Here is a 14,472-nt window from a genome sequence, read left to right as displayed (position 1 = left end):
ATCCTGACTTTCGTCAGGATGGCGAATAAATGAGGTTCCCGAAAATCACGTAAACAGGTCCACCACCTCGGCCCCCTCGCCCACCGCCTGCAACAGCAGGGTCCGGTGGCAATGGCAGGGGTCGCGCTCGTAACACAGCAGCGCGCTCGGCTTCTCCGCCGCGAGCGCGAGCATGATCGCCGCCTGCGCCTGCGCCTCGGGCAGTTCCAGCTGTTCGTCATACACCGCGGTCAGCGTTGCGACGTCACCCTTCTTGGCCGCGTCGCGCCCGCGCTTCGGCGTCCCGAGCGCCTTCAGATGCGTGTAATCGATCCCCGCCTCGCGCAACGATGCCGCAAGCGACGTCTTTGAAAATCCCGGCCGACGCGACAGCGGCAGCGCGCGGACGTCGATCACCCGCTCGACCCCGGCCCGCGTCAGCGCCGCAAGAAAGTCCGTCATCGTGGTGGCTTCATAGCCGATCGTGAAGATCTTCATAAGAACGAAGTGGGATTGGACCGCTGACACGGCAAGCGTCCGGCGCTATCTGGCGGGAATGACCCACGACATCCATGTTATCGGCGGCGGCCTCGCCGGATCCGAAGCCGCCTGGCAGCTTGCCGAAGCCGGCCTCAAGGTCCGCCTCTCCGAAATGCGCGGCAGCGGCGAAGCCACGCCCGCGCACCAGACCGACGGCCTCGCCGAGCTCGTCTGCTCGAACAGCTTCCGCTCGGACGATGCGGAGAGCAACGCAGTCGGCCTGCTCCACCAGGAACTCCGCACGCTCGGCTCGCTGATCATGCGCCAGGCCGATATCCACCGCGTCCCCGCGGGCTCCGCGCTCGCGGTCGACCGCGACAATTTCTCGAACAGCGTGACGGAGGCGATCGACCAGCATCCGAACATCACGCTCGTTCGCGAACGTATCGACGCGCTGCCCGACGGCCCGACGATCATCGCCACCGGCCCGCTCACCGCCGCCTCGCTCGCCGCCGGGATCGGCGCCGAAACCGGCCGCGAGGCGCTCGCCTTTTTCGACGCGCTTGCCCCGATCGTCCACCGCGACTCGATCGACATGGAGACGGCGTGGTTCGCCTCGCGCTGGGACAAGGGCGAGGGCAAAGATTACATCAACTGCCCGATGGACAAGGACCAGTATCTCGCCTTCCATCAGGGCTTGGTCGATGGCGAGAAGACGCCGTTCAAGGACTGGGAGAAGGACACGCCCTATTTCGATGGCTGCATGCCGATCGAGGTGATGGCGGAGCGCGGCGTCGACACGCTGCGCTATGGCCCGATGAAGCCCGTCGGGCTCGACAATCCCAAGACCGGGCGCTGGCCCTATGCGGTCGTCCAGCTGCGCCAGGACAATGCGCAGGGCACGCTGTGGAACATCGTCGGCTTCCAGACCAAGCTGAAGCATGCCGATCAGGTCCGGCTGTTCCGCACGATCCCCGGCCTGGAGAATGCCGAGTTCGCACGGCTGGGTGGCCTGCACCGCAACACCTTCATCCGCTCGCCCGAGCTGCTCGACGCGACGCTGCGGCTGAAATCGCGGCCGAACATCCGCTTCGCCGGGCAGATCACGGGCTGCGAGGGCTATATTGAAAGCTGCGGCATCGGCCTGCTCGCGGGCCGGTTCGCCGCCGCCGAACTGACCGGCCAGACGCTGACGCCGCCACCCTTTGCGACCGCGCTCGGCGCGTTGCTCGGCCACATCACCGGTGGGGCGGAGGCCGAGACCTATCAGCCGATGAACGTCAATTTCGGGCTGTTCCCGCCGATCCCCGGCCGCACTAAAAAGACCGATCGCAAGCGGATGTACACCGATCGTGGCCGCGCGGCGCTGGCGGCGTGGCTCAACTCTCCTCAGACGACGGCGGAACCGGCGGACAGGCAGCCCGAGACGACGGCTTCCGCCTGACCGCGGTGGTGGCGAATTCGGGCGCGGTCATCGCGCCCGATTTGTCCGCATCCGCACCGGCGAACTTGGTCGTCGCCTTGACCGCCCATTCGTCGAACGACAGCCGCCCGTCGCCATCGACGTCGAGCTTCGTATAGGCCTTGCGCCGCGCGACCAGATATTCGTCGCGTGTCACCGCGCCGTCGCGATCCTTGTCATACCGTTGAAATCGCCGCTGTTCGCGCGTTGCATCGGTCGCACGCGGTGCCATGCTCGGCAAAGGATCGGTCCCGCCATCCGCCTGTGCCTTGGTCTGCGCCTGCGCGGTCGGTTGTGGCGCCAGCACTGGCCCGGATCGCACCTTGCCGCCAAAACCCAGTATCGCCGCACCGATCAGCGCGATCAGCGCCGCGCCACCCGTCAGGTATCGCCACATCCCCGGTCTCCCCCACCCCCGGACGTCCCCGTCCAGGCGCAAGGCTAATCCCGCCGCGCGCCGATCTCAAACGAACCGGTCAGTATCCGACCAGTCTGTGCAGCAGCAGGCGGCCGACCCGCTTCGGGCTGCCGGCCGGTTGCTCCGGCGCGGTAAGATCGGCCCGCGCCAGCAATGCTAGTGCGCCAAGCGCTCGTGCGCGTCGTGGCCAGCGACCGTGGAGCGCCATGTCGAGCCGCCCGCGCGCGATCGCAGCCACGCCTGCCGCGCGTTGCGGATTCGACAGCCGCAGCGACAGATCCGCAAGCGCCCATCCCTCGCCCGCCGCCGCGATGCGATCGTCCGACACCGCCAGCAAAGATGCCGCCGCCGCGAACAGCTGTCCGCCGCGCAGGCGGGCAAAGCGTTCGACCGCTGCATCGTCGAGCGGCGTTTCAAGCAGTGCCTCCCACCCCTCGGCGATCGTCGCGAGCGTGGCGCTGCCGACCTGCGGCACGACATGGCGTGCGAGCGCCTGCAACACGGGCTCGGCCGGCGGCGGCGCGGTGTCGAGCCGGCCGAGCGCCTCATACCACCAGGTCAGCCGCATCTGCCCGACGATCGGCTCGCGCGTCGTTTTGAGGATCGTGCCGAGCGCCGTATCGAGCGCGAACAGCGCCTCGAGCCCGGGCCGGGTCGAGGCCGGGGCGTAGCTCAGGGCAAGCGCGCGCTCGGGATTGGGTAAGTTGGCAGGGTCGACCATCGCGCCGCCATAGCTGCGAACGCGCCGCAGGGCACGCCCCCGCTCTCGTTAACCATATCTCTTGAGCCGGGCTTACCGGATTGCCGGGCATGGGTGCGCGATCAAGATCCACTGGGACATCCATGGCCAAGACGATTGCCCCGAAATTTGCAGCGCTGACGTTCCTCGCGCGTCTGCGACGGAACGTCAAAGGCAACACTTTGGTGATCGTCGCCTTCGCGATCATGCCGCTGCTGGCCATGGTCGGGTCCGGGCTGGACATGTCACGCGCCTATGTCGCGCGTGACCGGCTGCAGCAGGCCTGCGACGCGGGCTCGCTGGCGGCGCGGCGCCTGCTGGCGGGCCCGACGCTGACGAGCGACGTCGAAACCGAAGCCAGAAACTATTTTAACTTCAACTTCCCCAGCGGGGCCTTCGACACGACCCCGTTCACTCCCGTGGTCACCGTTCCCGCCGTTGGTACCGTCCGGATCACCGCGACGACCGCGATACCGACCACGGTGATGAAGATCTTCGGGTTCAACACCTTGCCCCTGTCGATCACCTGCGCGGCGACGCAGGATTTCGTCGGCACGGACGTCGTGCTCGTCCTCGACATGTCGGGATCGATGAACTGCCCGACGAGCCGCCCCAATGACGCCTGCGGCGAGATCGAACAATCCGGATCGAAGATGCAGGCGCTGCGCGATGCGTCCGAGTCCCTCTACGACACCCTGGAGTCTGCACAGAACCAGCTGCACAACAACAACCTGAGGCTTCGCTATGGCTTTGTGCCCTATAATGCGACGGTCAATGTCGGCAGGCTCGTCTATGCCAAGGATGCGAGCTATATCCGCAACAGCGCACCCTATCAGACGCGGGCCCGAACCGGCGGACCTGTCTACAGCTCGCTGAACTGGTGCAACGCGTATGACGGCAGCTATTCAAGCTATTGGGGGGTCTGCTCGAACTACTGGACCTACCAGCAGGCGACGCTGAACACCGCGACGTTCAAGACGGGCGCATCGGTACCGACGCCTGGCGGATCGCCCAGCACGGCGACATCGAAATGGGCCGGGTGCATCGAGGAGCGCCAGACCAACAACACGACCATCGACGGCGGATCGCTGACGACGGCACCGTCGGACGCGTGGGACCTCGACATCAACCGGTTGCCGAACTCGGACGCCAGCCGTTGGGCGCCGTGGTGGCCCGAGACGGAATTCGATCCCGACCGGCGCGCCATCTATACCGACCCGAAATACTGCGCCAGCGAGGCCAGCCGCCTGAAGGAATATTACGGCGACAAGGCTGGCTTCATGAGATACCTTAATGATCTGCAACCGCTTGGCGGCACCTATCATGATATCGGCATGATATGGGGCGCCCGGTTTATCTCGTCGGACGGCATCTTCGCATCGGCAACGCCCGAAACGAACAATCAGAGCGATCCGGACAATCCAAGAAAGCTTCGCGGCTTCTCGGTCAGGAAGTTCATGATCTTCATGACCGACGGCGACCTGTCGCCTTACCTGGACGTCTATACGACCTATGGCGCGGAGGAGCGCGACAAGCGCGTGCTGGGAACGACGACGGGCAATACCACCCAGCTCGCCGCAGCGCAGCTGTCGCGCCATCTCCAGCGATTTCGCATGGCCTGCAATGCTGCCAGGGCGCAGGGTATCCAGCTGTACGTCATTGCGTTTTCGACCACGCTGACCAACGACATGCGGGATTGCGCGACACAGCCCTCCATGGCGTCGGGCATCACCACCTCCGCCGCGCTCATCCAGAAGTTCAAGGAAATCGGCACCAAGGTCGGATCGCTACGGGTGAGCCAGTGATCGCGCAATTAGCGCCGGCAAGGCGGCGCATTGCGGCAGATGTCGCGGGCGCAACGATCGTCGAATTCGCTCTGATCGTACCGTTACTGATCGGGTTGCTGATGATGATCCTGGAGGTCGGGTATCAGAATTATGTCGAGGCCATGGTACAGGGCGCGCTCGCAAAGGCATCACGGCTGACCACGGTCGGCAACACGACCGCTGCCAACGTGAGCGCAACGATCAAGGCCGAGGTCCGCGCCGTCGTCCCGGCAGAATATGTCACCGTGTCGACGCGCCGCTATTACAACTTCTCGAATGTCGGCAAGCCCGAGAAGATCACGTCGGACACGGACCCGCGCGGCACGTTCAATCTCGGGGACTGTTTCGAAGATGCGAACAACAATGGCATTTACGACGCGACGCCGGGCGATGACGGTGTCGGTAGCGCGGACGACGTCATCTTCTACACGGCGACGGTGAGATACCCCAATCTGACGCCGGTCGGACCGCTGATGGGCTGGACGCGCACCCGGACAGTTACGGAAACGACGCTGGTACGTAACCAGCCCTTTACCTCGCGTGCGGCACCGACGGTCGTATGTACCAAGCCATGACGAGGATCGACAGCACCGCAAGGCCAGGGGTTCTTGCCGACACGCGCGGCCTCGCAATGATCGAATTCGCGATCGTTGCGCCGTTCCTTCTGACACTGGGTCTCGCCGGTGCCGAACTGACGCACATGTCGATCGCCAAGATGCGCGTCAACCAGATCGCCACGACCGCGTCCGACAACGTCGCCCGCGTGCGGGATTCGATCAACGAGGCCGATGTCAACGAGGTCCTCCTCAGCCCGAAGTTGTTAGGGACCGATATCGACTTTGCCGATAACGGCCGCGTCGTGATCTCGAGCGTCGAACCCAATGGTCAGACCGGCACGAAGGCGGGGCAGTGGATCCGTTGGCAGCGGTGCACGGGGGCGCTGAACACCAGTGCCTCGCAGCCGGCTTATGGCCTGCAGGACAAGGGCAAGGCCGATGCAAGCCTGCAATATATGGGACTGGCCAGTCGCAAGATTACGGCGGCCGCCGGAACCGCGCTGATCTTCATCGAGGTGACCTACAAATATCAGCCGCTCGTCTCGCAGCGATTTTTCGGCGCTCCGGTCCTGCGCGCCGAAGCGGTGTACAATGTGCGAGAACGCAACGACCAGACCCTGGCCGCCGTTGCAGGAGTCACGCCGAGTCTGTGCTCGACCTACGCAGCATGATCGCTCCGACCGGTGAACCCGGTCGGAGCGATCAGCAACAGCTCACCGATTACCGGTACGTCACCTTCTTCGCCGCATCGACGACCTTGGCGACATCGACCAGCATCAGCTTTTCGAGGTTCGCCGCATAGGGCATCGGCACGTCTTCGTTGGTCACGCGCAGCACTGGCGCGTCGAGGTCGTCGAAGCCGTGCTCCATCACCACCGACACGATCTCGGACGCGATCGAGCAGGTTGCCCAGTTTTCCTCGACGATGATCATGCGGTTGGTCTTGGCGAGGCTTTTCAGCACCGTGTCGGTGTCGAGCGGGCGCAGCGTGCGCAGGTCGATGACCTCCGCCTCGATGCCCTCCTCGGCGAGCTTCTCGGCGGCTTCGAGGCTGATGCCCACGCCGATCGAATAGCTCACGATCGTCACGTCCTTGCCCTCGCGGACGATGCGCGCCTTGCCGATCGGCAGGACATGGTCGTCGAGCTTGGGAACGTCGAAGCTGCGGCCGTACATCAGCTCGTTCTCGAGGAACACGACCGGATCGTCGGTACGGATCGCCGCCTTCAGCAGGCCCTTGGCATCCGCCGCGTCATAGGGCGCGATCACGATCAGGCCGGGGACGCTCGCATACCATGCCGCGAAGTTGTGCGAATGCTGCGCACCCACGCGCGACGCCGCGCCGTTGGGACCACGAAACACGATCGGGCAACGCATCTGGCCACCCGACATGTAGTTGGTCTTGGCCGCCGAGTTGATGATGTGATCGATCGCCTGCAACGCGAAGTTGAAGGTCATGAACTCGACGATCGGGCGGAGGCCACCCATCGCCGCGCCTGCACCGATGCCGGCAAAGCCGTATTCGGTAATCGGCGTGTCGATCACGCGACGCTCGCCAAACTCGTCGAGCAGCCCCTGCGTGACCTTGTACGCGCCCTGATACTGCGCGACTTCCTCGCCCATCACGAAGACGCGGTCGTCCTCGCGCATTTCCTCGGCCATCGCATCGCGTAGCGCCTCGCGGACGGTCGTCTTGACCATCTCGGTACCCTCCGGGATCGCCGGATCGGTCTTGCCGACCTTCTCCGCCGACGCGACGAGCTGCTGCGTCCCGCTCTCGGCCTTGGCAGGCGACGCGCCTTCGGGAACCGGCGGCGCCTTGTCGTCCGACGGCGTTTCCTTCGGTGCGGCGTTGGCGGCCTCGCCCGCGCGTGCCTCGGTCGGCGCGCTGTCAGCGCTTTCGCCCTCTTCGAGCAGCGTCGCGATGACGGTGCCGACCTTCACATTGTCGGTACCTTCGGCAACCATGATCTTGCCGATCGTGCCTTCGTCGACCGCCTCGAACTCCATCGTCGCCTTGTCGGTCTCGATCTCGGCCATGATGTCGCCGGACTTGACGCTATCGCCTTCCTTGACGAGCCACTTCGCGAGCGTGCCCTCTTCCATCGTCGGGGAGAGCGCGGGCATCTTGATCTCGATCGCCATCAGTACGACTCCACCAGAACGTCGGTGTAGAGCTCGGCGACATCCGGCTCGGGGGTCTGCTCGGCGAAATCGGCGGCTTCGTTCACGGTCTTCCTGATCTCTTGTTCGATGGACTTCAGGTCCGCCTCGGTCACGCCCTGCTCGTCGAGCAGCTTCTTGATGTGATCGATCGGGTCGGACTTGTCGCGGACCGCCTGGACCTCATCCCGCGTACGGTATTTCGCCGGATCGGACATCGAGTGGCCACGATAGCGATAGGTCTTCATCTCGAGGATGACCGGGCCCTTGCCCGCGCGGACCCAGGCGATTGCCTCTTCAGCGGCCCCGCGGCACGCCAGCACGTCCATGCCGTCGACCTGGATGCCGGGAATGCGGAACGATTCGCCGCGGCGATAGAGCTGGTCCTCGGCCGAGGCGCGATTGACGCTCGTGCCCATGGCGTACTGGTTGTTCTCGATCACGAAGATGATCGGGAGCTTCCACAGCTCGGCCATGTTGAAGCTCTCATACACCTGGCCCTGGTTTGCGGCGCCGTCGCCGAAATAGGCCATGCAGATGCCGCCGTCGTTCGAATATTTATGCTTGAACGCGAGGCCGGTGCCCAGCGACACCTGAGCACCGACGATGCCGTGCCCGCCGTAGAATTTATGCTCGGTCGAGAACATGTGCATCGACCCGCCCTTGCCCTTCGAGATGCCCGAGCCGCGCCCGGTCAGCTCGGCCATGATCACCTTCGGGTCGATCCCGTAGGCGAGCATGTGGCCGTGGTCGCGATAGCCGGTGATGACCGAATCGGTCTCGCCGTCGAGCGCGGACTGCAGGCCGACCGCAACGGCTTCCTGGCCGATGTACAGATGGCAGAAGCCGCCGATCAGGCCGAGACCGTAAAGCTGGCCCGCCTTTTCCTCGAAACGCCGGATCAGCAGCATCTGCTTGTAGAAGGCGAGCAGCTCGTCCTTGCTGGCCTCATAGGGCTTGGGTTCGGCCGGCCGTTCACGGTTGGTGATCGGGGGCTCGGCGATTGCACGTGCTGGGGGGGCTTTGGCCACGATGTGGGAAACCTCGTTTTCCGTAGGGGAGTTGCCGCAGCCTATAGGCGCGGACGGGGCCGAACATCAATTCCCGTCTGGGGTATGCGATTCTGCGACTGTCCCGCGAGCTTCGATCCGTCGTGCCCGACACGCGGGCCGTCGCCCCCGCCCCTATCCCCAACCCAAGCAAAGCTCCGGTTGCCCTTCACGCGCTCGACCCCCTAAAGCCCGGGACAATGAACCCGACGATCGACCCGCATCAGCATCCCTTCCGGATCGCCAATTTTCGCGCCTATTGGCTGTCGCGGTTCGCCGGCACGATCGCGGTCAGCGCGATGTCGATCGTCATCGGCTGGCAGGTCTACAACCTGGCGCGCGAAACGATGGACATCCGCCAGGCGGCGTTCATGCTCGGGATGATCGGCTTTGCGCAGTTCGTGCCGCTGTTCCTGCTGACCCCGATCACCGGGCTCGTCGCGGACAGCTTCGACCGGCGCTGGATCGTCCGCGGCACGACCACGCTGCTGGTGCTCACCGCCGCGACGCTCTGGCTGCTGACATGGTCCGGCCATCTCACGCTCGGGGCGTTGTTCGCCGCGGCCGTCGCCTTCGGCGTCGCGCGCGCATTTTCCGGCCCAGCCTATTCGGCCCTGGCGCCGAATCTGGTTCCGCGGGCGGTGCTCCCCACCGCGATCGCGATCAGTTCGATCGCGTGGCAGGTCGGAACGATCGCAGGCCCCAGCGTCGGCGGGCTGCTCTACGCGATCCATCCCGAGGTCGCGTACGGCGTGGCGACGCTGCTCTTCCTCGTCGCGCTGGTGTTCATGTTCCTGATCGGCCCGGTGGCACAGCCCGCCGCGCAGACCGACCATCGCCCCCTCGCGCGGATCATCGAGGGGTTTACCTATGTCCGCCGCAACCGGCTCGTGCTCGCGACGATCACGCTCGACCTGTTCGCAGTGCTGCTGGCGGGTGCCACGTCGCTGTTGCCGGTCTATGCCCGCGATATCCTGCATGTCGGGTCGCAGGGGCTCGGCGTGCTCGCCGCGGGCATGGGGATCGGTGCCGCGGTCACCGCGATCTGGTTCTCGATTCGGCCGATGAGCCGCAATGTCGGGGTCAAGATGCTGGTCGCGGTGATCGTGTTCGGCATCGCGATCCTCACCTTCGGGGTCGCGACGCCGATCGTCGAGCTGATCGGGCTCACCCCCAGCACGATTGCGGGGTTCCCCATCCACCCCGCCTTCGTCCTCAGCTTCGTCGCGCTGATCGTCGCGGGTGGGGCGGACATGATCTCGGTCTATGTCCGCCAGTCGCTGATCCAGCTGCACACGCCCGACGTGATGCGCGGCCGCGTCAGCGCGGTGTCGCAGCTGACGATCTCGGCCTCGAACGAGCTCGGCGAATTCGAAAGCGGGGTGATGGCGTCGCTGCTCGGCCCCGTCGGCGCAGTGGTGTTCGGCGGGGTTGGTGCTATTGCCGTCACGATCGGCTGGGCGCGCCTGTTCCCGGAACTCGGGGCGGCGAAGACCTTTGATCCCCCCGAGATCCTAGAGACCGAACCACAGCACGGAGAAGCCAAGCCATGAAAGCCTCCTCGATCCTGGACACGATCGGCAACACGCCGCACGTCCGCCTGTCGAAGCTCTTCCCCGATTCCGAAGTCTGGGTGAAATCCGAACGGTCGAACCCGGGTGGTTCGATCAAGGACCGTATCGCGCTGGCGATGATCGAGGCCGCCGAAAAGGCCGGCGACCTCAAGCCCGGCGGCACGATCATCGAGCCGACCAGCGGCAACACCGGCGTCGGCCTGGCGATGGTGGCAGCGGTCAAGGGCTATAAGCTGATCCTCGTGATGCCAGAGAGCATGAGCGTCGAGCGTCGGCGTCTGATGCTCGCTTATGGTGCGACCTTCGACCTCACCCCGCGCGAGAAGGGCATGAAGGGCGCGATCGAGCGCGCGCGCGAGCGCGTCGCCGAAACGCCCGGCGCCTGGATGCCGCAGCAGTTCGAAAATCCTGCGAACATCGACGTGCATGTCCGCACGACGGCACAAGAAATCCTCGAAGATTTCCGGGATACGCCGATCGACGTGATCATCACGGGCGTCGGCACCGGCGGCCACATCACGGGCGTCGCCGAGGCGCTGAAGGCGCACTGGCCCGAGTTGAAGGTCTATGCGGTCGAGCCCGCCGCCTCGCCCGTGATCGCCGGTGGCCAGCCGGGCCCGCATCCGATCCAGGGCATCGGCGCAGGCTTCATCCCCGCCAATCTCCACACCCAGGCGATCGACGGCGTGATCGAGGTCGATGCCGCGGTCGCCAAGGACATGGCACGCCGATCGGCGGCCGAAGAGGGCATGCTGGTCGGGATCAGTTCGGGCGCGACGCTGGCCGCGATCCTGCAGAAGCTCCCTGATCTTCCCGACGACGTCCGCGTCCTCGGCTTCAACTATGATACCGGCGAGCGCTATCTGTCCGTGCCGGACTTCCTTCCGGAGCAGTGACGACGATGACCGATGCGCGTGGCGCCGTTTATCTGCGCGTGTCGGTACTCGCGATCGCGGCTGCGGCGATCGTCGGACCGACGCTCGTCGTGACCAATCCCCCGGCGCTGCCCCACCCGGCGCGCGCCGCGATGCCGAAGCAGCGCGTCGTGCCCCAGGCAGAGCTGCCCCCGGTCGAGCCGGTCCGGTTCGTCGACCTCGCGCCCGAGGATGCGCGAGCGTTCAACGCCACGGTGCCGTTCTCGACCGATCCGAACCCAGCTGCACGGCCGTTCCGCTTCGCCGGCGCCGCCGACGACCTCGCACGCGCGACCGACTGCCTCGCCGCCGGCACGCTGTACGAGGCGGGGGACGACACGGTCGGCGAACGCGCCGTCGCGCAGGTCGTGCTCAACCGTCTACGGCATCCCGCCTTCCCGAAAACCGTCTGCGGGGTGGTGTTCGAAGGCGAGACGCGGGCGACGGGTTGCCAGTTCAGCTTCAGTTGCGACGGCGCGCTGCTTCGTTGGAAGCCCTCCGAGGACGCATGGCGCCGGGCGCGCAGCGTCGCGGCCGCCGCGCTGTCGGGCAATGTCTATCGACCGGTCGGCTATGCCACGCATTACCACACCGACTGGGTCGTTCCCTATTGGCAGTCGAGCCTCGACAAGATCGTCGCGGTCGGGTCGCACCTGTTCTTCCGCTGGTCGGGCTGGTGGGGCACACCCCCGGCCTTCCGACGTGCGCCCGAGCAGGGCGAACCGGTCATCGCGCAGCTCGCGCCTATTTCGGATGCGCACCGCACCGCCGCCGCGCTGTCCGAAGCCGATGCCGCGATTGCCGAAGCATCCGCCGCGCTCGGCTTCGTGTTGGGCGACGATGCGGTCGCCGGTGACGGCGCGAACGCGGCCTCGACGCCCTTTGCCACGGCCGAGGGCGATACTGTGCTGATGACCTTCTCGCCGGGCGTGCTCCCCAACGCCTACCCGACGCTTGCGACGATCGCGTGCGGCGACCGCGCCTTTTGCCGTTTCATGGCATGGGCCGACAAAACCAAGGCCGCAACGTCCACGCCGCTGACGCCGGCACAGAGCGCGGCGATCACGTTCAGCTATCTGCGCGATCGCTCGGCCGATTACGAAAAGGCGCTGTGGAATTGCCAGCAGGTCCGCCGGCCCGATCCGACGCAGTGCATGCGCGCGCGACAGACGCTGCGCGCGGCCCCCGCGGCGGCGGACAAGGCAGCACCCCCGGCGGATGCGCCACAGGAACTCGACGGTGTGCGGCGCAAGACGCCCGCCACGCCAGCGGCGACCGCAGCCCCGATGTTGAAGCCGGACGTCAGGAAAGCACCACAAGCGACAGAAATGTAACGGAAAGACCGGCACGCCCGCCGGTAAGCAACAGTCAGATCCAAAAGAAAAGGCCGCGTCCACCCTTCGGTAGACGCGGCCTTTTTCCGCTTCAGATCGCGTGGGCGATCAGTAGCGATAGTGATCCGGCTTGAACGGGCCTTCGACGGGCACGCCGATGTAACCGGCCTGCTTCGGGGTCAGCTGCGACAGCTTCACGCCCAGCTTCTCGAGGTGCAGCGCTGCGACCTTCTCGTCGAGATGCTTCGGCAGGACATAGACTTCGTTCTTGTAGTTCTCGCCCTTGGTCCAGAGCTCGATCTGCGCGAGCGTCTGGTTGGTGAACGAGGCCGACATCACGAACGACGGATGGCCGGTGGCGCAGCCGAGGTTCACGAGGCGACCCTTCGCCAGGATGATGATCTGCTTGCCGTCCGGGAACTTCACCAGGTCGGTGCCGGGCTTCACTTCGGTCCAGTCATAGTTGGACAGCGCGGCGATCTGGATCTCCGAGTCGAAGTGACCGATGTTGCAGACGATCGACATCGGCTTCATCGCCTTCATGTGATCGGCGGTGATGACATCGGCATTGCCGGTCGCGGTGCAGAAGATGTCCGCGCGCTTCACGGCGTCTTCCATCGTCACGACCTCGAAGCCCTCCATCGCCGCCTGCAGTGCGCAGATCGGATCGACTTCGGTAACCATCACGCGTGCGCCGCCGTTGCGGAGCGACTGCGCCGAACCCTTGCCGACGTCACCGAAACCGGCGACGCAGGCGACCTTGCCGGCGAGCATGACGTCGGTCGCGCGACGGATCGCGTCAACCAGCGATTCCTTGCAGCCGTAGAGGTTGTCGAACTTCGACTTGGTGACCGAGTCGTTGACGTTGATCGCGGGGAACGGCAGCTCGCCCTTCTTGGCGATCTCGTACAGCCGGTGAACACCGGTGGTCGTCTCTTCCGAAACGCCCTTCAGGTTCTTGACGGTCTCGGTCAGATAGCCGGGATTCTTTGCGACATACGCCTTCAGCGCACGCTGCATCTCGACCTCTTCCTCGTTCTCGGGCTCGGGCATTGTGTGGCCGGCTTCGAGCTTGGCGCCCCAGAGTGCGAACATCGTCGCGTCGCCACCGTCATCGAGGATGATGTTGGCGGTCTGGCCCTCGACGTCGCGATCCCACGAGAAGATGTCGCCGACATAGTTCCAGTAGTCGGCGAGCGTCTCGCCCTTGATCGCGAACACCGGCACGCCCGACGCGGCGATCGCGGCGGCGGCATGGTCCTGCGTCGAGAAAATGTTGCACGTCGCCCAGCGGACGTCGGCGCCGAGTGCGGTCAGCGTCTCGATCAGCACCGCGGTCTGGATCGTCATGTGCAGCGAACCGGTGATGCGCGCGCCCTTGAGCGGCTGCGCTGCGCCGAATTCCTCGCGGAGCGACATCAGGCCCGGCATCTCGGTTTCGGCGATGTTGATCTCGGCGCGGCCGAAATCGGCAAGGCTGATGTCGGCGACGACGTAATCGGTCTTGCCGACCGTCTTCTGGGGCGCGAGCGTGGTGGCCACGAGGATATCTCCTGGAAATCTTTGATCGGCGGGCCTCATGCCCGTGCCGGATGCAGGGCCGCATAGAGGAACGGGCCGCCCAAATCAAATATAAAGATATCTTTATATGATGCCCGGGACGGTCTCCGCCGCGCTAGAATGTCATCTTGACCCGCGGATGCGCGCGGCGATCATCACGCCGTGCCGGTATCCGCCACCAGCAGCCGCGGGTCGACGCCGGCCCGCTCGAACGCCCTGCTCCAGCGCTCATCCGCGTTGGTGTCGAATACCAGATCGGCAGCGCCGGCGACGTTGAACCAGCCGGGACGCGCCAGTTCGCCCTCGATCTGCCCGCTGTCCCATCCCGCATAGCCGAGCGCGACGACCCATTGCGACGGCCCCTTCCCCTCCGCGATCGCGCGGAGCACGTCGATCGTGCTCGACAAGGCCCAGAGC

Annotated in this window: 14 protein-coding genes; 7 read left to right on the top strand and 7 right to left on the bottom strand. The window is 65.5% G+C overall.

Annotated elements, in window-relative coordinates; all coding sequences use genetic code 11:
- Window positions 1-45: 45 nt before the first annotated feature.
- Window positions 46-477, bottom strand: coding sequence for a DUF488 domain-containing protein (locus sphsw_RS06580; RefSeq protein ID WP_031439905.1), 432 nt, complete (start codon window positions 475-477; stop codon window positions 46-48).
- 58 nt (window positions 478-535) lie between these two features.
- Between sphsw_RS06580 and trmFO the strand changes: the two genes are divergently transcribed.
- On the top strand, window positions 536-1,903 hold the full coding sequence (gene trmFO, locus sphsw_RS06575; protein WP_031439904.1) for a methylenetetrahydrofolate--tRNA-(uracil(54)-C(5))-methyltransferase (FADH(2)-oxidizing) TrmFO: 1,368 nt from the start codon (window positions 536-538) through the stop codon (window positions 1,901-1,903).
- Here the strand turns inward: trmFO and sphsw_RS06570 are convergent.
- Together sphsw_RS06570 and sphsw_RS06565 are read right to left on the bottom strand one after the other, a co-directional pair.
- Window positions 1,839-2,318 (bottom strand): EF-hand domain-containing protein, encoded by a 480-nt coding sequence (locus sphsw_RS06570; RefSeq protein ID WP_031439903.1) that lies wholly within the window; start codon window positions 2,316-2,318, stop codon window positions 1,839-1,841. The genes trmFO and sphsw_RS06570 overlap by 65 nt on opposite strands.
- Window positions 2,319-2,397: 79 nt before the next feature.
- Window positions 2,398-3,060 carry a squalene/phytoene synthase family protein gene (locus sphsw_RS06565; RefSeq protein WP_031439902.1) on the bottom strand — a complete coding sequence of 221 codons (663 nt, stop codon included), beginning with the start codon at window positions 3,058-3,060 and terminating at the stop codon, window positions 2,398-2,400.
- Window positions 3,061-3,182: 122 nt separating this feature from the next.
- Here sphsw_RS06565 and sphsw_RS06560 point away from each other — a divergent pair, with 122 nt between their 5' ends.
- From sphsw_RS06560 to sphsw_RS06550, 3 genes are read left to right on the top strand one after another with little or no spacing between them, the layout of a single operon-like run.
- Window positions 3,183-4,883: a TadE/TadG family type IV pilus assembly protein gene (locus sphsw_RS06560; RefSeq protein WP_042466696.1), complete on the top strand. Its 1,701-nt coding sequence runs from the start codon at window positions 3,183-3,185 to the stop codon at window positions 4,881-4,883.
- Window positions 4,880-5,479: a TadE/TadG family type IV pilus assembly protein gene (locus sphsw_RS19700; RefSeq protein WP_042466695.1), complete on the top strand. Its 600-nt coding sequence runs from the start codon at window positions 4,880-4,882 to the stop codon at window positions 5,477-5,479. Before sphsw_RS06560 ends, sphsw_RS19700 begins: the two co-directional genes overlap by 4 nt.
- A 56-nt stretch (window positions 5,480-5,535) precedes the next feature.
- Window positions 5,536-6,132 carry a TadE/TadG family type IV pilus assembly protein gene (locus sphsw_RS06550; RefSeq protein ID WP_052380859.1) on the top strand — a complete coding sequence of 199 codons (597 nt, stop codon included), beginning with the start codon at window positions 5,536-5,538 and terminating at the stop codon, window positions 6,130-6,132.
- Between the two features lie 49 nt (window positions 6,133-6,181).
- On the opposite strand, the gene sphsw_RS06545 is transcribed toward sphsw_RS06550, so the two are convergent.
- Complete coding sequence (locus sphsw_RS06545) at window positions 6,182-7,606, bottom strand: pyruvate dehydrogenase complex E1 component subunit beta (RefSeq protein WP_031439899.1); 1,425 nt, start codon at window positions 7,604-7,606, stop codon at window positions 6,182-6,184.
- Window positions 7,606-8,655: a pyruvate dehydrogenase (acetyl-transferring) E1 component subunit alpha gene (pdhA, locus tag sphsw_RS06540; protein ID WP_031394777.1), complete on the bottom strand. Its 1,050-nt coding sequence runs from the start codon at window positions 8,653-8,655 to the stop codon at window positions 7,606-7,608. Before pdhA ends, sphsw_RS06545 begins: the two co-directional genes overlap by 1 nt.
- A 218-nt stretch (window positions 8,656-8,873) precedes the next feature.
- On the opposite strand from pdhA, the gene sphsw_RS06535 reads away from it, so the two are divergent.
- The 3 genes from sphsw_RS06535 to sphsw_RS06525 are packed head-to-tail and all read left to right on the top strand — an operon-like array spanning window position 8,874 to window position 12,495.
- Window positions 8,874-10,226 (top strand): MFS transporter, encoded by a 1,353-nt coding sequence (locus sphsw_RS06535; protein WP_031439898.1) that lies wholly within the window; start codon window positions 8,874-8,876, stop codon window positions 10,224-10,226.
- On the top strand, window positions 10,223-11,143 hold the full coding sequence (gene cysK, locus sphsw_RS06530; RefSeq protein WP_031439897.1) for a cysteine synthase A: 921 nt from the start codon (window positions 10,223-10,225) through the stop codon (window positions 11,141-11,143). The genes sphsw_RS06535 and cysK overlap by 4 nt, the downstream gene beginning before the upstream one ends.
- Window positions 11,144-11,148: 5 nt before the next feature.
- Window positions 11,149-12,495 (top strand): cell wall hydrolase, encoded by a 1,347-nt coding sequence (locus sphsw_RS06525; RefSeq protein ID WP_042466703.1) that lies wholly within the window; start codon window positions 11,149-11,151, stop codon window positions 12,493-12,495.
- Window positions 12,496-12,603: 108 nt separating this feature from the next.
- On the opposite strand, the gene ahcY is transcribed toward sphsw_RS06525, so the two are convergent.
- Together ahcY and sphsw_RS18745 are read right to left on the bottom strand one after the other, a co-directional pair.
- Window positions 12,604-14,037, bottom strand: coding sequence for an adenosylhomocysteinase (gene ahcY / locus sphsw_RS06520; protein WP_031439895.1), 1,434 nt, complete (start codon window positions 14,035-14,037; stop codon window positions 12,604-12,606).
- Between the two features lie 173 nt (window positions 14,038-14,210).
- On the bottom strand, window positions 14,211-14,472 hold a 262-nt coding region (locus sphsw_RS18745), incomplete at its 5' end, for a YqgE/AlgH family protein (protein ID WP_042466693.1).

The sequence above is a fragment of the Sphingomonas sp. FUKUSWIS1 genome (assembly GCF_000733135.1).
Taxonomy (GTDB): Bacteria; Pseudomonadota; Alphaproteobacteria; order Sphingomonadales; family Sphingomonadaceae; genus Sphingomonas; species Sphingomonas aerolata.
The sequence above is the reverse complement of the archived record's forward strand: the minus strand, read 5'-3'. Positions and strand labels throughout refer to the sequence as shown.